General features: G+C 70.9%; 14 protein-coding genes and 1 pseudogene. 4 read left to right on the top strand and 11 right to left on the bottom strand.

Going from position 1 to position 21036, the window contains the following annotated elements:
• Nucleotides 1-2 precede the first annotated feature (2 nt).
• Together ACIHFD_RS37500 and ACIHFD_RS37495 are read right to left on the bottom strand one after the other, a co-directional pair.
• On the bottom strand, nucleotides 3-662 hold the full coding sequence (locus ACIHFD_RS37500; protein ID WP_397371019.1) for a PucR family transcriptional regulator: 660 nt from the start codon (nucleotides 660-662) through the stop codon (nucleotides 3-5).
• Nucleotides 584-1606 (bottom strand): PucR family transcriptional regulator ligand-binding domain-containing protein, encoded by a 1023-nt coding sequence (locus tag ACIHFD_RS37495; RefSeq protein ID WP_397371018.1) that lies wholly within the window; start codon nucleotides 1604-1606, stop codon nucleotides 584-586. Before ACIHFD_RS37495 ends, ACIHFD_RS37500 begins: the two co-directional genes overlap by 79 nt.
• Here ACIHFD_RS37495 and ACIHFD_RS37490 point away from each other — a divergent pair.
• Nucleotides 1508-2876: pseudogene (locus ACIHFD_RS37490) on the top strand (amidohydrolase). The gene ACIHFD_RS37495 and the pseudogene ACIHFD_RS37490 sit on opposite strands and share 99 nt — an antisense overlap.
• Here ACIHFD_RS37490 and ACIHFD_RS37485 read toward each other — a convergent pair.
• Nucleotides 2864-3640: a phytanoyl-CoA dioxygenase family protein gene (locus tag ACIHFD_RS37485; RefSeq protein WP_397371017.1), complete on the bottom strand. Its 777-nt coding sequence runs from the start codon at nucleotides 3638-3640 to the stop codon at nucleotides 2864-2866. The pseudogene ACIHFD_RS37490 and the gene ACIHFD_RS37485 sit on opposite strands and share 13 nt — an antisense overlap.
• 95 nt (nucleotides 3641-3735) lie before the next feature.
• Between ACIHFD_RS37485 and ACIHFD_RS37480 the strand changes: the two genes are divergently transcribed.
• Together ACIHFD_RS37480 and ACIHFD_RS37475 are read left to right on the top strand one after the other, a co-directional pair.
• On the top strand, nucleotides 3736-4596 hold the full coding sequence (locus tag ACIHFD_RS37480; protein ID WP_397371016.1) for an AraC family transcriptional regulator: 861 nt from the start codon (nucleotides 3736-3738) through the stop codon (nucleotides 4594-4596).
• Nucleotides 4597-4638: 42 nt separating this feature from the next.
• Nucleotides 4639-5901: an ABC transporter substrate-binding protein gene (locus ACIHFD_RS37475; protein WP_355210338.1), complete on the top strand. Its 1263-nt coding sequence runs from the start codon at nucleotides 4639-4641 to the stop codon at nucleotides 5899-5901.
• A gap of 7 nt (nucleotides 5902-5908) precedes the next feature.
• Here the strand turns inward: ACIHFD_RS37475 and ACIHFD_RS37470 are convergent, their stop codons facing one another.
• Complete coding sequence (locus tag ACIHFD_RS37470) at nucleotides 5909-6769, bottom strand: LuxR C-terminal-related transcriptional regulator (protein ID WP_397371015.1); 861 nt, start codon at nucleotides 6767-6769, stop codon at nucleotides 5909-5911.
• 85 nt (nucleotides 6770-6854) lie between these two features.
• On the opposite strand from ACIHFD_RS37470, the gene ACIHFD_RS37465 reads away from it, so the two are divergent.
• On the top strand, nucleotides 6855-8471 hold the full coding sequence (locus tag ACIHFD_RS37465) for an AMP-binding protein (RefSeq protein ID WP_397371014.1): 1617 nt from the start codon (nucleotides 6855-6857) through the stop codon (nucleotides 8469-8471).
• 218 nt (nucleotides 8472-8689) lie between these two features.
• Here ACIHFD_RS37465 and ACIHFD_RS37460 read toward each other — a convergent pair whose 3' ends face one another.
• From ACIHFD_RS37460 to ACIHFD_RS37430, 7 genes are read right to left on the bottom strand one after another with little or no spacing between them, the layout of a single operon-like run.
• Nucleotides 8690-10435, bottom strand: coding sequence for a CBM35 domain-containing protein (locus tag ACIHFD_RS37460; protein ID WP_397371013.1), 1746 nt, complete (start codon nucleotides 10433-10435; stop codon nucleotides 8690-8692).
• Between the two features lie 27 nt (nucleotides 10436-10462).
• Nucleotides 10463-12163: a CBM35 domain-containing protein gene (locus tag ACIHFD_RS37455; RefSeq protein ID WP_397371012.1), complete on the bottom strand. Its 1701-nt coding sequence runs from the start codon at nucleotides 12161-12163 to the stop codon at nucleotides 10463-10465.
• Complete coding sequence (locus tag ACIHFD_RS37450) at nucleotides 12160-14292, bottom strand: discoidin domain-containing protein (RefSeq protein WP_397371011.1); 2133 nt, start codon at nucleotides 14290-14292, stop codon at nucleotides 12160-12162. The genes ACIHFD_RS37455 and ACIHFD_RS37450 overlap by 4 nt, the downstream gene beginning before the upstream one ends.
• 9 nt (nucleotides 14293-14301) lie before the next feature.
• Nucleotides 14302-16251 (bottom strand): glycoside hydrolase family 28 protein, encoded by a 1950-nt coding sequence (locus tag ACIHFD_RS37445; RefSeq protein WP_397371010.1) that lies wholly within the window; start codon nucleotides 16249-16251, stop codon nucleotides 14302-14304.
• Entirely contained in the window at nucleotides 16248-18068 is a 1821-nt protein-coding gene (locus tag ACIHFD_RS37440) for a glycosyl hydrolase family 28 protein (RefSeq protein WP_397371009.1), read from the bottom strand. The genes ACIHFD_RS37445 and ACIHFD_RS37440 overlap by 4 nt, the downstream gene beginning before the upstream one ends.
• Nucleotides 18065-19246 (bottom strand): CBM35 domain-containing protein, encoded by a 1182-nt coding sequence (locus ACIHFD_RS37435; RefSeq protein ID WP_397371008.1) that lies wholly within the window; start codon nucleotides 19244-19246, stop codon nucleotides 18065-18067. The genes ACIHFD_RS37440 and ACIHFD_RS37435 overlap by 4 nt, the downstream gene beginning before the upstream one ends.
• Nucleotides 19243-21036 (bottom strand): glycosyl hydrolase family 28 protein, encoded by a 1794-nt coding sequence (locus ACIHFD_RS37430; RefSeq protein WP_397371007.1) that lies wholly within the window; start codon nucleotides 21034-21036, stop codon nucleotides 19243-19245. The genes ACIHFD_RS37435 and ACIHFD_RS37430 overlap by 4 nt, the downstream gene beginning before the upstream one ends.

Below are 21036 nucleotides of genomic sequence, written 5' to 3'. Positions count from 1 at the left end.
CTCTAGCCGGGAGGCACGAGGTCGCCGAGGGAGAGGGCCAGCCAGAGCTGGAGCCGGTGCCCGGGGTCGGTGAGGGGACGGCCCGAGACGCGTTCGGCGACGGCCAGGCGGCGGCGCAGGGTGTTGCGGTGCACGCCCAGCCGCCGCGCGGCCGTCTCCAGGTTCGATCCCGCCTCCAGGTACGCGCGGAGCGAGTCGACCAGGTCGCCGCCGTGCCGCGCCTCGTACTCGCGCAGCGGTCGGAGCGCGGCGGCGGCGAAGCGGTGCGCGGCGTCGGGCACGAAGGCGTCCCTGAGCAGCGCGGACGCCTCGAGGTCGTCGACGTGGAGGTAGCCGTCGCCCCGGGCGGCCAGGGTGGCGGCGTGCCGTACCGCCGAGGGGAGCTCGTCCAGGCCGAGCGCCCGGCAGCCGCCGCCCGGCACGCCCAGCCGCGCGCACAGCTCCGTACCCCACCGGGGCGTTCGCTCCGGCAGCACGAACACCGTGCCCTCCGGCCGGGCGCACACGAGGGCCAGCTCCTCGACGTCCGCCGCCACCTCCTCCAGCGCCTCGATCGCCGCCTCCGGCGGGACCGGCACCGCCGTCACGACCACCTCGTACGGCGGCGCCGCGACCGGGCACAGCTCGCCGAGCTGGCGCGGCGACAGCCCGCCGTCGAGCACCGCGGCCAGCAGCGCGCCCCGCTGGGCCTGCGCCTTGGCCCGGCCGGCCGCACGCCGAGCAGCTCCATGGCGAGCAGGCAGGCGGCCTGGTTGGCCAGCATCCTGGCGTGCCACTCCAGCGGCGAGCCCGTGCACACCGCCAGCCAGCCGGTCGGCGGCCCGGAGAAGCCGAGGCTCTGCACCTGGACGGCCTGGATGCCGTCGTCCAGCACGCCCGCGCTCAGCCGGGCCGCGCCCCGCGCCATCTCCAGGGCCCGGGCGTGCCAGGGCTGCTCCCCCGCCGGCGTGGCCGCCCTGGGCTTGCCCTGCGGGTCCAGCAGCAGGGACTCGCCACCGGTGTGCTCGGCCAGGGCACGCAGGATGCCCGAGGTGCCCGACAGCAGCGCGGCCCGCGCCATGGCCTCCTGGGCGGCGACGACGCGCCGCTCCCCGCGTACGCGCTCGTCGGCGTGCCACCGGGCGACGGCCTCGGTCACCGCGATGAACGGGGTCAGGATCTCCAGCACCGGCAGCCCCTGGAGGTCGGCGGCGGCCAGCACCTCCTCCGGCACGGCCGTCACGGCCTCGCCGAGCGCGAAGGCGAGCCCGGCGCAGCCCGCCCCCGACAGCCGCTCGACGTACGCGTGCAGCCCGGTGGGGTCGCCCGGCAGGCCGAGCCCGATGGTCATCACCAGCTCGCCCCCGCGCAGCCACGGCACGGGGTCGGCCAGCTCGGACACGTGCGCCCAGCGGACCACGCGCGACAGGCCGGCGCGCCCGGCCAGCAGCCGCATGCGCATGCCGGGCAGGGTCATGGCCTGGGCGACGGTCAACGCCTGGCCGTACGCGACGGCCGCATTCTGGCCGTGGGGCGCGAGGAGGACGTCCTCGCCCAGGCGGGCCGGGGGGCCGAGGTCGTGCGGGCGGGCGGGCGCAGCGTGCTGCCCGGCTTCATCGACCCGCACAACCACCTGCTGTCCACCGCCGAGACGCTGGTGGCGGTGGACGCGCGCTACCCGGCCGTGGGCAGCGCCGCCGACCTGGTCGCCGCCGTCGCCGCCGAGGCAGCCAGGACCCCGGCGGGCCAGTGGATCAGGGCGTACGGGATGGACGACGCCAAGTACCCCGGCGGGCGGCGCGTTCGTACGCGACGAGGGCGGGCGGCTGACCGGCATGGTGCTGGACTCGGCGATGGAGCTGCTCCTGCCGGTGGCCGTGGACATCGGCTGCCACGGCCCGAACTTCCACGTCGATCTGCCCCTGGAGCAGCTGCGGTCGTGGCTGGAGCTGGCCGGGGAGACGTACCTGCGGGCCGGGGTGACGACCGTGTGCGACCCGCAGGTCTCGCGCCGCGAGCTGCTGGTCTACCGGTCCGCCTGGGAGGCGGGCACGCTGCCGGTGCGTACGGCGGTCATGCCGCTGTCGCACATGCTGGACGAGCTGTCCTCGATCGGCCCGGCGGGCCCGTTCGGCGACGACCGGCTGCGGTTCGGCGCGATGAAGTTCTACTGCGACGGCACGCTGCTGGGCGGCACGGCGATGTTCGACGAGCCGTACGGCGAGGGCTTCACCGGCTCGCTCTACCACCAGCCCGAGCAGCTCGTCGACCTCGTACGCCGGGCCGCGACGGCGGGCTGGCAGATCGGCATCCACACCCAGGGCGACCGGGCCATGGGCTACTCCGTCGAAGCGATCAAGGCCGCGGTGGCGGTGTCCGGCGACGACGCCCGGCCCAGGATCGAGCACTGCGGTCACCCGACGCCCGCCCAGGTCAGGGAGTTCGCCGCGCTCGGCGTGATCCCGGTCAACCAGCCCAACTTCCTGTACGACAGCGGCACCGACTTCGTGCGCCGGCTCGGCGAGCGGCGCGCGCACCGGCTGCAGCCGATCCGCGAGGAGCTGGACGCGGGGCTGCGCCCGGTGCTGTCCAGCGACTCGTTCGTCTCCTCGCTGCGGCCCATGGAGACGGTGTCGAACGCGGTGCGCCGCCGCACCAGGGAGGGCGGCCCGACCGGGGCTGAGCAGGCGATCACCCTGGAGGAGGCGCTGCGCGCGCACACGATCGACGCGGCGTACGCCCTGCGCATGGAGGACCGGATCGGGTCGCTCACGCCCGGCAAGCTCGCCGACGTGGTGGTCCTGGACGGCGACGTCCGGAGCCTGCCCGCGGACGCGCTGTCCGGCGTGGACGCGTGGCTGACCATGCTCGACGGGGACATCGCCTACCGCGCGTGACGACCCGCTCCCGCGAAGGGCATGTGCTCGCCCTCCACGTACGCAGGGAACGGCTGGTAGACGTTCACGCCCGGGTCCCCGCGGAACAGCAGTGCCGAGACGAACGGCTGCTCCTCGCTGGTGATCCGGGTCGAGGTCGGGATGTAGCGGATGGTCAGGCCGCAGCGGCGGTGCGGCGAGGTGTTGGCGTTGGAGGCGTGCAGGATGTTGGGGTGATGGACCTCCACGTCGCCCGCCGCCAGGACGAGGTCCACGGCCTGTGACTCGTCCACCGTCACCGCGCTCTCCGAGCCGAGCACGTTGTCGATGTCGTCGCGCTGCCGCAGCTCGTGCAGGTCCTGCCGGTGCGAGCCGGGGATCACGCGCAGGCAGCCGTTCTCCGTCGTGGCCTCGTCCACGGCCAGCCAGAGCGTGACGACGCGCATCGGCTCCAGCGGCCAGTACGCGCCGTCCTGGTGCCACAGGACCGGCTTGCCGGAGAAGGGCGGCTTGCTGATGTAGTGCGAGGCGAACAGCGCGATGTCGGAGCCGACGAAGAGCTCGGCGATGTCCAGCAGCCGGTCGTCGCCGACCAGCCGCACCCAGAAGGGGTCGCGGGCGACCAGTTCGGTGCCCAGGTCCTCGCCGTTCAGGTCGGGGTGCTTGGCCTGGAGCCAGGCGACGTGCTCGCTCGCCTCGGCGATCAGGTCGCGGTCGAGGACGTCACGGAAGATCGTGTAGCCGTCGCGGTCGTAGTCCTGAAGGGTCCGGTCGACTCTCACCATGCGCTCCTTGTGAGGGTGGGGCGTCACTCGGATTCTTCGGTCTTCGCGGGACGGGTTACTAGTAATCACCGCTCCACAAGTATTAATTTCCTGACATGCCGACCGTCCTGCGCTGGGTCGAGTTCGCGGCCGGTCTGCCGTACCACGCGGCCCTGGTGCCGGTGAAGGGCGGCCGCAGGGACCGGCCGGAGCCGCACTCCCACGCCGACTTCCACGAGCTGGTCTTCGTGACCGCGGGGGCGGGCGTGCAGCGGGTCGGCGAGGCGGAGCAGCCGCTGCGCGCCGGGGACGTGGTGCTGGTACGGCCGCACGACCGGCACGAGTTCGCCTCGGCCGACGGCATGCGCTTCGTCAACATCGCCTTCCCGAGCGAGCGCTGGCGGGCCTTCGCCGACCTGGCGGGGCTGGCGGGACCGGCGGACTGGGACCGCCGGGAGCTCCCGCTGTCGGCCCGCGCCGACCTGGACGGGCCGGTGGCGGCGGAGTTCGGCCGTCTGCTGGCCGCCTACTCCGGCGTGCCCCGCGTGCTCGACCTGGTCGGGCTGCTGACGGCGGTCGTCCCGCTGCTGGAGGGCGCCGACGGGACGGCCGTGGACCGGCGGCCCGGCTGGCTGGTCTCGGCCTGCGTCGCGATGCGGCGCGAGGAGAACCTGCGCGAGGGCCTGCCCCGGCTGCAGTCCCTCGCCGCCGTCAGCCCGGGGCATCTGGCCCGCTCGATGCGCAGGCACTACGGGTGCACGCCGATCGGGTTCGTGGTCGGGCGGCGGCTGGAGCACGCCGCCCTGCTGCTGACCACGACGACGGAGGGCATCGGCCGGATCGCCCAGCGCTGCGGCTTCTCCGGCCAGTCGTATTTCGGCCGGCTCTTCCAGGAGCGGTACGGCATGGCCCCGCGATGTTACCGGGAGGTTACGCGGCGAGCCGTCGTCCCTCTGGACAGCCAAGATATCAAGTGATTAGATGACTTAATCCCCCCAAGATCGAAGAGGAGGCCGGGCATGATCCGGTCACTTGGTGTCGCCGCCGTCATCTGTCTCGCTATCACCGCCTGCTCCTCCGGCGGATCCGCGCCCAAGCAGGCCGCCGGCAAGACGGAGCTGAAGCTCTACAACGACAAGGGCGCCTGGAGCAAATACTTCGACGAGATGGGCAGCCTGTCCAAGCAGCAGATCGGCCTGTCCATGAAGCCGGTCGGCTACACCGACGAGCCGACGTACCAGGCGTTCATCAAGGCGTCGTTCCGCACGGACGTGAAGCCCGACCTGTTCACCTGGACGACGGGCGGGCGGCTGGCCGAGATCGTCGCGCAGAAGCAGGTCTCCGACACGACCGCCATCTGGCAGGAGGCGATCAAGAACGGCGATCTGTCCGCCGACCTGGCCAAGTACTACACGGTGAGCGGCAAGCAGTACTGCGTGCCGCTGAACGCGGCGTACTGGGGCATGTTCTACAACAAGAGCGTCTTCGACAAGTATCAGCTCAAGCCGCCGGCGACGTGGGACGAGCTGGTCAAGGTCGCCGAGACGCTGAAGAAGAACGGCGTCAAGGCCTTCTACCACACCAGCGTGCTGTTCTCCTTCGTCTGGTTCGAGCAGCTCCTGGCCGGCACCGACCCCGACCTCTACGACCGCCTCTCGACGGGTCAGGCGAAGTACACCGACCCCGGCGTGGTCGACGTGATGAAGCGGTGGAAGTCGATGATCGACGCCGGTTACTTCAACAACCCCGGCGACAAGACCGACCCGGGCGACGTGCTCAAGACCGGCAAGGCCGCGATGGTGTCGTTCGGCACGTGGTTCAACACGAGCATGACGCAGCGCGACATGAAGGCGGGAGACGACTACGGCTTCTTCGTCATCCCGAACGTCAACCCCGCGCTGCCCAAGACCTCGATGATCTTCGAGAGCGGCCCGCTCTGCTCGCTGGCCAAGGCGCCCGACCCCGACGCGAGCACCAAATACCTCAAGTGGTGGGTGAGCTCGTCCGCCCAGGAGAAGTGGGCCACGGCCAGGGGCGACGTCTCGGCCAACCCCAAGGTCGCCATCGCCGACCAGGCCATCGCCGAGGTCAGCAAGGCAGCGGGCAGCGGCGACTACCGCCTGGTTAACCGCTACTTCGAGGCCACCCCGCCCCCGGTGCTCACCGCCGCGCTGGACGGCTTCGGCGCCTTCGTCGTCAAGCCGGACACCTACCAGAAGGTCCTGACGGACATCCAGGCCGCCGCCGACGAGTACTGGAGCACGCACCCGCAGGGCAACTGAGCGCCGGTCAGGGCAGGAAGCCGCGGTGGCGGGCGGCGATCACCGTCTCCATGCGGGTGTGCGTCCCCAGCTTGCGCATCGCGTTGCGCAGGTAGCTCTTGACCGTCTCGGCCCGGATCCCGAGCCTCTCCCCGGTCTCCGCGTTGCCGCAGCCCACGGCGACCAGGGCGAGGACGTCGAGCTCGCGCGGCGACAGCGGGCTCGGCCGCTCCGGGGTCCGGCCGTCCGGGCGGGCCAGCCGGTCGCACACGTCCTGGAGCCGGGCCCGGAGCCCGGCGTCGGCGACGTCCTGGGTGATGGCCCTGAGCTGGGCGTGCGCCTGGCGGACCGCCTCCCACTCGCCGGCGGACGGCGACTCGCGGGCGGCCCGGGTGATCGCCGCGGTCTCCATCTCGGCCAGCCGCCGCTCCACCTCCCGCCTGACGGCCAGTTCGAAGCCCACCCGCGCGGCGACCTGGGTCATGGCGTCCACCACGCGGTCGCTGATCGACAGGGGCTCGCGGATCCCGCCGTACAGGACGCCGGACACGCCGCCGTCCACCGTGACCGGCACCGCCGCGATGGCCCGCAGCCCTTCGGCGATCACGGGTTTGTCGTACTCGTGGCTGATGCGCGGGTCGGCGGCGTAGTCGTCGACGGTGCCGGGGCGCGCGGTGGTGATCACCCGGCCGCCGAGCCCGTTGCCCGCGCCGACGACCAGGCCGCGCAGCGCGCCGGTCAGGGTGCCGCTGAACTCCGTCAGCGTCACGCCGAGCGAGCGGGACCCCACCACGCCGCCGAACACCACCGGCAGGCCCGTCGCCCGGCGCAGCCGGCCGACGGCGGTCTGGAACGCCTCACGATCGATGGGCGCGTACGGTGCGGCCATGGGTCCAGCATGGACGAGGCCCATGGCGGAGAGCCACCCCCGAAAGGGGGTGGTGCCGGGCCGGGTCCGGGGGAATTCTCCGTTCATGGCTGACGCACTGCTCTCGTACGCCTCGGGCGGGTCCGAGGTCCCCCTGCTGGGCGAGACGATCGGCGAGAACTTCGAGCGCACCGTGGCGCGGTTCGGCGAGCGCGAGGCACTGGTGGACGTGGCGGCCGGACGCCGCTGGACCTACGCGCAGCTCGACGCCGCCGTGAACGAGGTGGCGCTCGGCCTGCTGACCCGCGGCATCGGCAAGGGCGACCGGGTCGGCATCTGGGCGCCCAACTGCGCCGAATGGGTGCTCGTCCAGTACGCCACCGCCAAGATCGGCGCGATCCTGGTGAACGTCAATCCCGCGTACCGGGCCCACGAGCTGGCCTACGTCGTCAAGCAGTCGAGCATGCGGCTGCTCGTCAGCGCGGTCACGCACAAGAGCAGCGACTACCGGGCGATGATCGACGAGATCGGGTTCGGGGACGCGGTGTTCATCGGCGAGCCCGGCTGGGACGAGCTGGTCGAGAGCGGCAGGCGCGCCGACCCGGCCCTGCTGGCGGAGCGGGCGGCGCGGCTGACGTTCGACGACCCGATCAACATCCAGTACACCTCGGGCACGACCGGCTTCCCCAAGGGCGCCACGCTGTCCCACCACAACATCCTCAACAACGGCTACTTCGTCGGCGAGCTGCTCGGCTACACCGAGGCCGACCGGGTGTGCCTGCCGGTGCCGCTCTACCACTGCTTCGGGATGGTCATGGGCAACCTCGGCGCGACCTCGCACGGCTCGTGCATTGTGCTGCCCTCGCCGGGGTTCGACCCGGAGGCGACGCTGCGCGCCGTGCAGGCCGAGGGGTGCACGTCCCTGTACGGGGTGCCGACGATGTTCATCGCCGAGCTGGCCCTGCTGACCGGGTCCGGAAATTTCGATCTTTCGACGCTCAGAACGGGCATCATGGCCGGATCCCCGTGCCCGGTCGAGGTCATGAAACGCGTCGTCAGCGAGATGAACATGACCGAGGTCGCCATCTGCTACGGCATGACCGAGACCTCACCCGTGTCCACGATGACCCGCCGCGAAGACGGCCTGGCCCGCCGCACCGAGACCGTCGGCCGCGTCATGCCGCACATCGAGGTCAAGGTCGTCGACCCGGAGACCCGGCTGGCGCTCCCCCGCGGCGTGCCGGGCGAGCTGTGCACCCGCGGCTACTCGGTCATGCTCGGCTACTGGGCCCAGCCCGACGCCACGGCCGAGGCCATCGACACCGCCCGCTGGATGCACACCGGCGACCTGGCCACCATGGACGCCGACGGCTACGTCAGCATCGTGGGCCGCATCAAGGACATGGTGATCCGCGGCGGCGAGAACATCTACCCGCGCGAGATCGAGGAGTTCCTCTACGGCCACCCGGACGTCGCCGACGTGCAGGTGATCGGGGTGCCCGACGAGAAGTACGGGGAGGAGCTGATGGCCTGGATCGTCATGCGGCCGGGCGTCGAGCCGCTGACGGCCGAGCGGGTCAGGGAGTTCTGCGCGGGCCGCCTGGCCCACTACAAGATCCCCCGGTACGTGCACGTGGTGGACGCGTTCCCCATGACGGTCACCGGCAAGATCCGCAAGGTGGAGATGCGCGAGCGGGCCGCCGGCATCCTCGGCCGTTCATGAACACGGACCGGCTCCGCGGTCAGGACGACCACGGAGCCGGCCCAGGATGCGCGTCGTCACGGCGAGCGACCCGTGAGCCTTCACGACCGGCCAGGACGGACGGTCACCGACGTCGGCGCGTGCGGCCCAGCGTGCGCAGCCGTAAAGGATGGGCCTGAAGATCGGCGCGCGGCCCAGCGTGCGCAGCCGTAAAGGATGGGGGTGTGCGGCGGCGCGCGTCAGTTCTGGTCGAGGAAACGCTGGGCCAGCGTGCGGCCCAGGGTGACGGCCTGGGTGTGGTTCTCGATGGTCTGGACCTTGGTGCCGGAGCCGGTGAAGACGATGTACGTGACGCCGCTGTCCGTGCCGCCGTTGCTCGGGTCGGGGTTGATGCCGAGGTCGGCCGCCGTCCGGTAGGACGCCTCGCCGATGATCCCGCTCGGCCCCGTGTCACCCATCACGGCGTACTCCACCTGCCCGTTGTAGACGATCGCCACCACGGTGCCGCAGCCGATGCCCTTCGTCCGGTAGTCCCAGATGGAGCTGGTGCTCGGCACCACCATGTACGCGAGCTGCGCCGCGTTGAGCGGCGAGTCCCCGCTGGTGTGGCAGGCCGTGTCGGGCTGGAAGCAGCAGTCGGTGTTCTCGTTGCACTGCGTCGTGCGCACCCCGTCGCAGTCGATGTCCATGTCGCCCTTCCAGAACACCGCCCCGGTCTTCTCGCACACCGCGACCGTCGCCGAGCTCACGTCGGAGTCCGTCTTGTACTTGCCGTTGGAGATCTGGCTGCACGCGGTCACCTTCGCGAGGAGCTGGTCGGCCGTCGGTCCGGTGCCGCCGCTGCCGGTCGTGCCGGTGGCCGCGGCGCTGTGCCCGGACTCGTTGCCCGCCGCGTCGATCGCGGTGACCGTGTACGTGTGCGTGGACCCGGCGGTGAGCCCGCCGATCGTGGCGCCGGCCGTCGGCGTGGTCGTGACCACGGTCGTCCCCTCGTAGACGCGGTAGCCGGTGACGGCCACGTTGTCGGCGGAGTCCGTCCAGGCCAGCGTGATGCTGGCGGCCGAGGTGCCGGTGACGCGGACGTCCGCGGGCACGGTCGGCGCCTGCCCGTCGGGCCCGCCGGAGCCGCTGACCGAGAGCCGGTCCACGTTGGGGCCGCCGTTGGCGGTGGTGCCGGTCGCGCGGACGGTGTTGACCCCGGCGTTCAGCGACACCGTCAGCGCGGCGTCCGCCCAGGTGTCCCAGCTGCCGGTGCCGGGGAAGTCGCGGGTCTGGACGGCGGCGCCGTTCACCGCGACGGTCATCGGCCGGTTGACGGTCGTGCCGTTGGCGTACCTCAGCGTGAGGGTGTGCGTGCCGGCCTCGGCCACGTTGACGGACCACTCGATGTAGCCGCCCACGGCGTTGACGTAGTCGACGAAGCCCGAGCCGGTGTAGCCGGTGTGGTTGGTCGCCACCGAGGCTTCCGAGAGCGTGGCGGCCTCGGCCTGGTACTCGGTCGCGGGCGCGTCGGCCATGGTGACCTCGAGGTAGTCGAGGTTGGGGTTGCCGCCCGAGGCCGTCGAGGTGACGCGGATCTTGTTGTCGCCCGCGGCGAGCGTGGCGGTCAGGGTGGAGGTGGCCCACGTGGTCCAGGCTCCGGTCGGGCCGAACGTGCGCCCGGCCGAGACGACCGTGCCGTTGACCGAGACGTCGGTGGTGCGTGACGTGGTGGTGCCGTTGGCGTAGCGGATGGCGAGCGTGGCGGTGCCGGCCGCGGGCGCGTTCACCGTCCACTCGGTGTACGGGCCCGCGGCGTTGTCGCTGTTGACGAAGCCGGTGCCGGAGAACCCGGCGTGGTTGGACTCGACGACGCCCTGGACGTTGGTGGCGTTCTCGGCCTCGTACCGCACGGTCGCGGCCCGGGCGGGCAACGCGACCAGACCCGTGACGGCCAGGCAGGCGACGGCCAGGATGACGAGGCGGCGTAAGCGTGGGGGGTGCACAGGCGTTCCTTCCGATCAGCGGACGTCTCAGGAGACGTCGAGGTAGTCGACGTTGGGTCCGCCGTTGGCGGTGGTGCCCGTCAGGCGGACGGTGTTGGCCCCGGCGTTCAGCGACACCGTGAGCGTGGCGTCCGCCCAGGTGTCCCAGTCGCCCGTGCCGGGGAAGTCGCGGGTCTGGACGGCGGCGCCGTTGACCGCGACGGTCATCGGCCGGTTCACCGAGGTGCCGTTGGCGTACCGGATGGTGACGGTGCGCGAGCCGGCCTCGGCGGCGTTCACGGTGAACTCGACGTACGAGCCGGTCACGTTGTCGGCGTTGACGAACCCGGTGCCGGAGAAGCCGGAGTGGTTCGACTCGGCGGCACCCTGGGAGATCGTCGCGTTCTCGGCCTCGTAACGGGTCGCGGCGGCGGCCGGCCGGGCGCGGATGAGGCGGGTCTCCCCGGGGCGCAGGGTGGCGCTGTAGGAGGTGGCGACGGTGCCCTCGGAGGCGCCCGACCACAGGTTCGTGACGGCGGCCGGGCCGGTGAAGCCGGCCTGCGCCCAGGTGACGCTCACCGTGGAGTTGCCCGACGTGCCGGTGTTGTAGAGCGCGACGATGTAGTCGCCGTTGGCCTCCCGCTTGCGCCACACCTGGTTGACGCCGCTGTTGACGACGCGCTGGGCGGCCACGCCGTCCTGGTTGACCGCGATGAGCCGGTCGTTCTTCAGCATCGCCAGGTCGACGGAAGTGAGCGCGGTCAGGTCGGTGCCGAGCAGCAGCGGGCTGGCGGCCATCGCCCAGTGCGTCATGTGCGAGCGGCGCTGGTCGGCGGTGAGCCCGACCTGGTCGCCGTTGCCGATCTGCAGCGAGTCGTAGTCGTTCCAGCCGCCCGGACCGGCGTACTGCTGCCAGGAGGCGGCCGAGTTGAACCGGCTGACGACGTGGGACCAGTCGGTGAGCGGGTAGCCGCTGCCGTTCGGGCCGGACCCGCAGTAGCACTCGACGTCGCCCTGGGTGCGCCAGCTGTTGGCCAGCCGCTTCCAGGTGGTGGCCTGGGCGATCGGCAGGTTGTTGGAGAGCGCGAAGTTGATCGGCCGGCCGGTCTGGCGCAGCGCCTTGTCCCACGCCTCCACGTCCGCGACCGTCGACGCGTCCGCGCCGTCGATCTTGAGGTAGTCCACGCCCCACGAGGCCATCTGGTCGGCCCACGAGTTGATGAACGCCTGCGCGCCCGGATGGGAGTACTTGAGCCGGTACATGTTCTTGCAGTTGTAGTTCTTGTGGGTCTGCGAGGTGTCCGCGATGTCCTGCGCGTGGTACGACGTGCCCTCGATCGGCTTGTTGGCCGTGACGGCGTTCTTCGCGATGCCCGGGGTGACGTAGAAGCCGAACTTCAGCCCCTTGGCGTGCACGTAGTCGGCCAGCGCCTTGATCCCGGACGGGAACTTGGCGGTGTCGACCGCCCAGCGGCCGTAGTCGTCGACGACGAAGCCGTTGGAGTCGCACTTCTGGTAGAAGTCGTCGAGGTTGACGTAGACGTAGCCCTTGTCGGCCAGCCCGCTGCTGACCAGCGCGTCCGCCTGGGCCTTCATCTTGGTCTCGTCGGGCCAGCGGCGGACGAAGCTCCAGCTGCTCCAGCCCATCGCGGGCCTGATCGACAGCCCGTTGTCCGAGGCGGCGGCCGGTGCCGCGGGCAGGGTCAGGCACGTGGCGGCCAGCACCAGTGCCGCGAATAACGCCCTCATGAGGCGCCTCCCGTCGTGACGTCGATGCAGTCGAGGTTCGGGTTGCCGCCGTCGGTCGTCGCGGTGACCCGCAGCGTGTTGGCCCCTGCGTTGAGCGGGACGGTGAACGTGTCGGTCGCCCAGGTGGTCCAGGCGCCGGTGCCGGGGTAGTCGCGGTTCTGGGCAGCGCCGCCGTTCACGGTGACGGCCGCCGGGCGGCTGGTCGTCGTCCCGTTGGCGTAGCGCAGCGCGATCGTGGCGGTTCCGGCCGCGGGCGCGTTGATCGTCCACTCGGTGGAGGAGCCGGTGACGTTGTCGCCGTTGACGAAGCCGGTGCCGGAGTAGCCCGCGTGGTTGGACTCGACGACGCCCTGCGAGATCGTCGCGTTCTCGGCCTCGTAGCGGGTTCCGGTGGAGCCGCCGCCGCCCGCGTACTGGCCGCCGACCCACGCCTCGTCCACCCGCCAGCGGGCGACGCCGTGGTGCCCGGTCTTGGAGAGCCGGACGTAGCGGGCGGTGACCCCGCTCAGGTCGATGAACTGGACGCCGCGGGCGTTCGGCACGGTCCCGGTCTTGACCGCGCTCCCCCAGGTCGAGCCGTCGTTGCTGACGTGCACCTGGTAGCCGGAGATCCGCGCCGACCCGGACGACGGGTAGACGGTGGAGTCCTCCCGCTGGTTGAACGCCAGATACTGGACGGGCTTGGCGGACCCCAGGTCGAACGTGAGCCGCGCGGGCTCGGCGGCGTCGCTGTCCCAGTAGGTCAGGTAGTTCCCATCACCCGCCGCCGCCGCGCCGTGGCCGCTGGTGGACGAGCTCGCCGAGAGCGTGACGCCGGTGTAGATGCCCTGACGGCCGCTGGTGACGACCTTGAAGACGGTGTCGTACTGATCCCAGCCGGAGATCCCGCTGAGCGTCAGCGTGCCGCCCGACTGCGTGAACGCGACCGGCGCGCCCGTGCGCAGGTTCGTCACCGAGCCGACCCGGTAGCCGTTGTCGCGCAGCGACAGCGTGCTGCCGGACGGCGGCGTGATCACGTGGATGTAGTGCCGGTTGGGGTCGTCCTTGGCGACGGTGGTCACGCCGTGCGCGCCGTTGTTCCAGAAGCCCGGCTTGAGCCCGCCGAACATGTAGCCGCCGCCTTCCGTGCCGCCGAGCGACTCCCAGATCTCCTCCAGGTACGTGTTCGCGAAGTTGTTGAAGCTGACCTGCTGGGCGGGGAACTTGCCGTTGACCATGGCGGTCTCTGCCATCAGCGCCTTGATCGACGACCCCGCGTTCGTGATGAGCCGGCCGAGCGTGAGCTTGCGGTCCACGGCCTGGTCGGAGCCGCCGTACCACCAGGGGCCGCCGGTGGGCAGCTTGAAGTCGGCCTCGATCAGCCGCGGCAGCGCCGTGTAGACCGCCTGCGGGTAGTCGTACGACGGCGTCATGCCGGTCTTCTGCTCGTTGCTGATCATGTCCATGATCGGCGTGTCTTCGTTGTTGTTCGAGATCGTCATGTCGGGGCGCTGCTGGTAGATCTTGGCGTAGAGGTCGTTGCGCTCCCAGTAGGCGTTGTCGTTGTCGATCCAGAACCCGGCGAGCTTGGGATAGCGCTGCATCTGCTCGAAGAACTGCAGGTAGCTGAACTCGCCGAACCCGTCGCGGGTGGTCAGGTCCACGTCGTGGCCGACGTAGCTGGAGAAGGCCGAGGAGTTGAGCCACGACCCCGACGACAGGCCCTCGTTGTGCCACTGCGGGTCGTCGGTCATGTAGTGGATGACCTTCAGGCCCTGCGCGTCGGCGGCGTCGATCAGCTCGCCGAGGAAGTCCCGCGTGGTGCGGCAGGAGCCCGGGATCGCCGACGGGTACGGCCGGGCGTAGCCGAGCCGGCTGTGGAAGGTGGCCAGCACGATGTACTGGGCGTGCAGCTTCTTGGCCTCGTTCACCCAGTAGGAGGCGCTCCAGCCGCCGTTGGTGACGTCGGCCTCCCACGCGCTGCAACTGGTGTGCTGCGGCGAGGTCCGCTCGCCCCAGTGCAGGAAGAGGCCGGCGATCGAGTTGCGCAGGAACGCCTGGCGCGGGTGTTGCAGGTCGGCCCGCGCCGGGAGGGCGGTGAGCAGGCCGAGCAGGAGCGCGAAGACGGCGAGCGTCGCCGTGCGTCTCATGGTGCTCTCCTAGGATCCGGGAGTGAACGCTGGGTCGCTGCTGATGGCGACGCGGTCGAGGCGGGCGCCGTCCTCGCGGTAGGCGAAGGTGATCGTGCGCGCTCCGGCCGCCAGGTCGTACGTGACGGGCAGCTTGGCCCAGTGCCAGGAGGTGCCGATCGGGATGTTGTTCCAGTTCGTCCACGAGCCGGTGCCCGAGCGCACCCAGAACGAGTCGTCGCCGTCGTTGGCGGCGATCACGCGGGCCCAGACGGCGAACGTGCCGTCGTGCTCGACCGTGAACGGGATCGTGGTCCAGCCGGTGGAGGGCGCGCTGGACTTGCTGTTGTTGCCGGCGGCGACGGTCACGTACGAGCCGCCGGACGCGGCCTGGTCGGCGGCCGTCTGCATGGGGGCGGTGACCGTGCCCGCCTCCGCCTCGGCGTACAGGCTGTCGGGGGTGCCGGGGACGGGCGTGGAGTTGGTGGCGCGCACGCGCAGCGCGCCGCCGGAGGTGTCGGCGCTGTCGCGCACGGCGTAGCCGCTGACGCCGCTGAACCCGACGTCGTAGGCGCTGCCGCTGCCGCGCTGCGCGACGACGCCGTTCACCTGCACGTCGGAGGCGTCGTCGGCGATCGCGTAGGGCCGGTTGTCGTTGTCGTCGAACCGGGTCTCGCCGTTGAGCGTGATGCCGGTGGCGTGCCTGATCCAGTAGCCGTACGAGGGGCGCGCGCCGTAGTCGCGCGGCGGGTAGGTGGTGAGGAACTCGCCGGGCACCCGGGTGGCCTCCGAGGCGGGGTGGCCGCCGGGGACGGTCAGGTCGACGTTCTGGAAGGTGATGCCGGGGCCGAGGTCCACGGACGGCGTGCCGGTCAGCGTGCTGGTGTAGTCGGAGGCGCCCACGGTGCCGGTGACGACGGGCGCGGTCAGGTTGGTCCCGGTCACGTTGGAGATCGTGATGTTCCGGATCCGTCCGGCGGGGGGCGAGCCGGGGCAGCGCTTCCGCTCACCGATCTTGAAGAAGAACGGCGACGTGGTCTTGGTGAGCGTCACGTTGTCGTAGTGGACGTCCTCGATGACCGCGCCGTCCATGGACACGATGCCGATGCCGGCCTTGCCCGCGCCCAGCACGGTGATGTTCTCGAACCGGAAGTCGCGGAAGCTCCCGCAGGTCTCCGACCCGAACTGGAGCGCGTTGTTCTCGTGTGAATAGACGGTGGTGTCGCGCACGCGGACGTTCTGGCTGGTGTAGGTGTGGCCGAGCGCGTAGTCGCTCTTGAACACCAGGGCGTCGTCACTGGCCTCGATGCGGCTGTCGGTGACGGTGACGTTCCAGCTGTTGATCAGGTTGATGCCGTCGCGCACGCCGCTGCTGGAGTTGATCGTCTTGAGGTTGTCGATCGTGACGTCGTGGCAGCCGTTGATCAGGGCGGCGAAGTGGCCGCCGCGCCGGAACGTGACGCCTTCGAGGCTGACGTTCGAGCACTCGGTGAGGGTCAGCGCCTTGTCGGCCTGGCCGGAGGATGGGTTGCCGGTGATGAGGTTGCCATCGCCGTCGATCGTGCCGGTGCCGGTGATGTGGAAGTCGGTGATGCCGCTGCCCCACATGAGCGAGTTGTGGAAGTGGCTGTGGCCGTAGTCCTGGTAGTCGTCGTTGGGGTTGGACTCGGCGGCGTCCATGCCGCTGCTCGCGGCCAGGAGGGTGGCGCCGGAGTCGAGCCTGAGCGTGATGTTGGACTTCAGGTGGATGGTGCGGGCCCGGTAGCGGCCGGAGGGAAAGACGACGGTTCCGCCGGGGGCCGCGCTGGCGGCGTTGATGGCGCGGTCGATGGCGTCGTCGTCGTTCGTCGAGCCGTTGCCGGTGGCGCCGTAGTCGCGCACGTTGAACTCGGCGAGCGCGTGCGCCGGGCTCACCGGGAGGGGGGCGGCTCCGAGCAGGGCGAGGGCGCATACCAGCAGGGCTCGGGCGAGCGGTTTCATGGCTGGAGCTCCACATAGTCGAGATTGGGCAGGCCGCCGGCGGTGGTGGCGGTGAGCCGGACGGCGTTGGTGCCGGGGACGAGGGGCACGGTGACGGAGGCGGACACCCAGGTGGTCCAGGCGCCGGTGCCGGGGGCGTTCACGGCGGATCCGGCGGCGGTGCCGTTGACGGTGACCGCGAACGGCCGGTTGGTGCTCGTGCCGTTGGCGTACCTGATCGTGAGGGACCTGCTGCCGGCCGCCGCCGCGCTCACCGCGAACTCGACGTAGGCGTCGGCCACGTTGTCGGTGTTGACGAAACCGGTGCCGGAGTAGCCGGCGTGGTTCGACTCGGCGGCGCCCTGGAAGATCACGGCGTCCTCGGCCTCGTACCGCGTCCCGGCCGGCGGCTGGGTGTTGGAGATGTCCTTGCCGTTGACGCTCACCCGGGACAGCACGAGGTTGTCGACGTTCGACGCGGTCGGCGTGGCCGTCGTGATCCCGGTGAACGTGCTGTTGGAGATCGTGACGTTCTTGATGTGGTCGGTCGGGCGGCCGTCCAGGTTGTATGCCTGCGCCGCACCGTCGATCGTGAGGCCGTCGGCGGTGAAGTTCTGCACGACCGGCGGCAGGGAGCCCGAGGTCTCGTAGTTGAGCGTGACGTACAGGGCGCTGCGCTCCAGGTCGTGGCCGGTGATGCGGCGCAGGTGCACGCCGTCCACGAAGCCGCCGCGGTTGAAGCTGGTCTTGACGTAGAGGGCGTACTTGACCGGGTAGCGGCCGGGGAAGTCGGGCGCGTTGCACTCGCAGTCCTCGGCGAAGACATCGCGGACCCCGCCGGACATCTCGCTGCCGATGGTCACGCCGCCCCACCGGCCGCTGAACTTGCAGTTCTGGATCACGATGTTCTGCGAGGGGCGGTTCACCCGGCGGCCGTCGCGGTCGCGGCCCGACTTGATGGGGACGCAGTCGTCGTTGGTGTCGAACTTGCAGCCGGTGATCAGCATGTCGGTGCAGGAGTCGGGGTCGCAGCCGTCACCCTGGGAGTTGGTGGAGTAGAAGGTGACGTTCCGGACGGTGACGTTGGTGCAGTAGACCGGGTGCAGGGTCCACATGGCCGGGTTGCGCAGGTTGACGCCTTCGACGAGCACCGCCGTGCAGCTGTAGAGGCCGATCATGTTGGGCCGCAGCTTGTGGCCGCTGCCGAACTGGCGCTGCGCCACCGGGTGGTCGTCCGCGCCCCAGGACCGGAGCTGGTCGCGGTCCGCGCCGCCGCTCCCCCACGACGACCAGTCACCGGCGGGCGCGTTGCCGTCGATCGTGCCCGTGCCCGTGATGGCGACGTTGGTCTGGCCGTTGGCGTAGATGAAGGGCGAGTAGTTGTAGCACTCGATGCCCTCCCAGCGGGTGAGCACCGTCGGCAGATAGGAGCCGGGATCCGTGCGGAACCTGATGGTGCCGTTCACCTGGAGGTTGACGTTCGACAGCAGGTGGATCTTGCCGGTGCGGAACGTTCCTGACGGCACCACCACGCGGCCGCCGCCCGCCGCGTTGCACGCGGCGATGGCGTCGCGGAACGCGGTCGTGCAGTCGGTGGAGTTGTCCGGCTTGGCGCCGTAATCGGTGATCGTGAACGTGCGGTCGGGGAAGGTCGGCGGGACCATCCTGGCGAGGATCTCGGGCACCCGGTCCCACGGCGACGCTGCCGTGGTGGCTGTGGGGACCGAGCCCGCCGCACCCGGGGCGACGGACTCGGCGTACGCGGGCCCGCCCGTGGTGCCGGTGCCGACGAGGAGGACGCCGCCCGCTTTGATCAGGTCGCGCCGGGAGATCGTCACTGGACCACCTCCAGGTAGTCGAGGTTCGGGCAGCCGCCCGCCGTGGCGGCGGTGAGGCGGACGGTGTTGGCCCCGGCGGCGAGGTCGGCCACCACGCTCCGGGACGCCCACGTGGTCCAGGCGCCGGTGCCGGGGAAGGACAGACCGGAGGCCACGACCCGGCCGTTGACGGCCAGGTCCGCGGGGCGGTCGGCGCCCGTGCCGTTGGCGTACCGGACGGTCAGCGTGGCGGGACCGGCCGCGGCGGCGGTGTGCCGCCACTCCACGTAGGCGCCCGCCGCGTTGTCGGTGTTGACGAACCCGGTGCCGGAGAACCCCGCGTGGTTCGACTCGACGACGCCCTGCGAGATCGTGGCGTTCTCCGCCTCCAGCCGGGCGGCGGCGGCCTGCACCTGCTTGTACGCGCGCATGTCGCGCAGCAGCAGGTAGCAGTTCTGCAGCGAGCCGGAGGTGTCGCCGAGCGAGCGGTAGATGCCCCACTTGGGGCGGACCCGGTCACCGAGGAAGGTGTCGCCGGTCCTGGTGGCGTCCACGAGCGTGGCGCCGCCGCTGCGCAGGACCCACCGCACCGAGCCCGAGCCGCCGTCGCCGATCTTGATCTCGTACTCGGCGTCGATCCACTTGTCGTGCAGCGGCTCGAGCTCGGTGCGCCCCACCAGGGTGTCGGACTCGAAGATCTTGTGCTCGATGGTCTGCACGCCGTTCACGCGGCGCAGCGAGGTGACGGTGATCGGGCTGGTGCCGGTGCCCGGCATCTTCGTCTGGCTGATGTGGGTGAAGGTCGTCGTCGCCTTCAGCGAGCTCGGGATGTACATCGAGTACGTGACCCGCCAGGTCTCCCCCGTCAGCCAGCGCAGGTAGCCGTCCGGGTTCCGGTTGCCGGTGACCTCCTGGCGCTGCCGGTCCGTCGACGTGTCACGGTCGGCGGTGTGCATGTTGAAGCGGAAGGCGTTGCCCTCGGCGTAGATGTGGGGCTGCCCGGCCGGATGCGAGTCGGCGCGGTCGTCCTCGATCGTCTCGAACGCGCCCAGCCCGACGGCGGCCGGGTCGGGCGCCCACATGAGCTTCCAGGCGGGGGCGACGGTCAAGGTGCCGGCCGAGGCCGGCCTGGCGGGCAGGGCGGGGGCGAGGAACGCGGCCCCCACCAGGGCCCCGAGCTGGCGACGGGTCACGCTCATTGGACCTCCAGGTAGTCGAGGTTGGGGCCGCCGTTCGCGGTGGTGGCGGTCGCCCTGACGGTGTTGGCGCCGGCGGCCAGCTGGGCGGAGACCGTCGTGGACTGCCAGGTGGTCCAGGCGCCCGTGCCGTTGAAGGGTTTGGCCGCCGCCACGACCGTGCCGTTGACCGCGATGTCCATCGCCCGGTTGGCCGTGGTGCCGTTGGCGTAGCGGAGGGTGAGCGTCGCCGTCCCCGCCGCGGCGGCGTTCACGGCGAACTCGACGTACGAGCCGGCCACGTTGTCGTAGTTGACGAACCCGGTGCCGGAGAAGCCGGCGTGGTTCGACTCGACCACGCCCTGCGCGATCGTCGCGTTCTCGGCCTCGTACCGGTTGCCCGGCGACGAGCCCCCGTACAGGACGCCGTTGATGCGGACGTCGCGCAGCACGACGTTGTCGGCGTTGGAGAGCTGCGGGGCGGGGGTGTCGATCTGGGTGAAGGTGCTGTTGGCGATCGTGACGTTCCGGATGTGGCTGGCGGCGGAGCCCGACAGCTTGATCGCGAACGGCGAGCCGGCGATGTTCAGGCCGTCCACGGTGATGTTCTGGATGACCGGGTTGACGATCGGGCCGTTGCCGGGGCCGGTCAGGCTGTAGTTCATGTCGATGTAGAAGCCGCCCCGGTCGCACGGGCCGCCCGTCAGGTTGCGGACGTGCACGCCGTCCACCGTCCCGCCGCGCCGGTTGTTGGTCTTCAGGTAGAGGGCGTAGAAGGAGTGGTAGCTGGAGCCGGCGAGGATGCGGTTGTTCTCGGCGAAGACGTTGCGGACGCCGCCGGACATCTCGCTGCCGACCGTGATCGCGCCCCAGCGGCCGTAGTAGGTGTTGTCGCGGATGACGATGTCGGTGGACGGCACGCCCACGCGGCGGCCGTCGGTGTCGCGGCCCGACTTGATGACGGTGCCGTCGTCGCCGGTGTCGAACGTGCATCCCTCGATGAGCACGTCGGAGGAGGATTCGGGGTCGACGCCGTCCACCATCGCGCCCCGGCTATAGATTTTGACCCGCCTGACCGTGATATTTCGGGATAAGACGGGGTGGATGGTCCACATCGCGGGGTTCCTGATGTCCAGGTCCTCGACGAGGATGTTCCGGCAGCCGTAGAACTGGATCATGTTCGGCTTGAGGAAGTGGCCGTCGCCGAACTGCCGCTGCTCCACCGGCACGCCGTCCACGGCCTGCTGCTGCAACCGGTCCCAGTCCGGGCCGCGCTGGTCGTCGAAGCCGAACCAGGGCCCGGCCGCCGCGTTCCCGTCGATCGTGCCGGTGCCGGTCAGGGCGATGTCGGTCTGGTTCCTGGCGTAGATGAAGGGCGAGTAGTTGAAGCACTCGATCCCCTGCCAGCGGGTGAACACCGTCGGCAGGTACGAGCCCGCGTCCGATCTGAACCGGATCGTGCCGCCCGCCTCGACGTGCAGCCGCACGCCGGACAGCAGGTGGATCTTGCCGGTGCGGAACTTGCCGGTGCCGGGCACGAGCACCGTACCGCCGCCCGCGGCGTTGCAGGCCGCGATGGCGGAGCGGAAGGCGGCCGTGCAGTCGGTGGAGTTGTCCGGCTTGGCACCGTAATCGGTGATCGGGAACGTGCGGTCGGGGAAGGTCGGCGGCACGATCCTGGCCAGGATCGCGGGCACCTGGTCCCACGGGGAGTCGAGCGGCTGGGCCGTGGCGGGCGCCGGCGGCAGCACGGCGCCCGCCTGCACGGGGACGAGCAGCGCTCCTTTGAGCACGGCCCTTCTGGAGGGATGCAT

This window comes from Nonomuraea sp. NPDC051941 (genome assembly GCF_044593615.1).
Note: the sequence above shows the minus strand (reverse complement) of the source record. Positions and strands in the feature narration are given on the sequence as shown.

What these genes read in the sequence shown, in the direction of transcription:
- ACIHFD_RS37480 (WP_397371016.1), top strand. Translation starts at nt 3,736, where the DNA reads ATGCCGACCGTCCTGCGCTGGGTCGAGTTCGCGGCCGGTCTGCCGTAC.
- ACIHFD_RS37470 (WP_397371015.1), bottom strand. Translation starts at nt 6,769, where the DNA reads ATGGCCGCACCGTACGCGCCCATCGATCGTGAGGCGTTCCAGACCGCC.
- ACIHFD_RS37475 (WP_355210338.1), top strand. Translation starts at nt 4,639, where the DNA reads ATGATCCGGTCACTTGGTGTCGCCGCCGTCATCTGTCTCGCTATCACC.
- ACIHFD_RS37485 (WP_397371017.1), bottom strand. Translation starts at nt 3,640, where the DNA reads ATGGTGAGAGTCGACCGGACCCTTCAGGACTACGACCGCGACGGCTAC.
- ACIHFD_RS37435 (WP_397371008.1), bottom strand. Translation starts at nt 19,246, where the DNA reads ATGAGCGTGACCCGTCGCCAGCTCGGGGCCCTGGTGGGGGCCGCGTTC.
- ACIHFD_RS37455 (WP_397371012.1), bottom strand. Translation starts at nt 12,163, where the DNA reads ATGAGGGCGTTATTCGCGGCACTGGTGCTGGCCGCCACGTGCCTGACC.
- ACIHFD_RS37465 (WP_397371014.1), top strand. Translation starts at nt 6,855, where the DNA reads ATGGCTGACGCACTGCTCTCGTACGCCTCGGGCGGGTCCGAGGTCCCC.
- ACIHFD_RS37430 (WP_397371007.1), bottom strand. Translation starts at nt 21,036, where the DNA reads ATGCATCCCTCCAGAAGGGCCGTGCTCAAAGGAGCGCTGCTCGTCCCC.
- ACIHFD_RS37450 (WP_397371011.1), bottom strand. Translation starts at nt 14,292, where the DNA reads ATGAGACGCACGGCGACGCTCGCCGTCTTCGCGCTCCTGCTCGGCCTG.
- ACIHFD_RS37445 (WP_397371010.1), bottom strand. Translation starts at nt 16,251, where the DNA reads ATGAAACCGCTCGCCCGAGCCCTGCTGGTATGCGCCCTCGCCCTGCTC.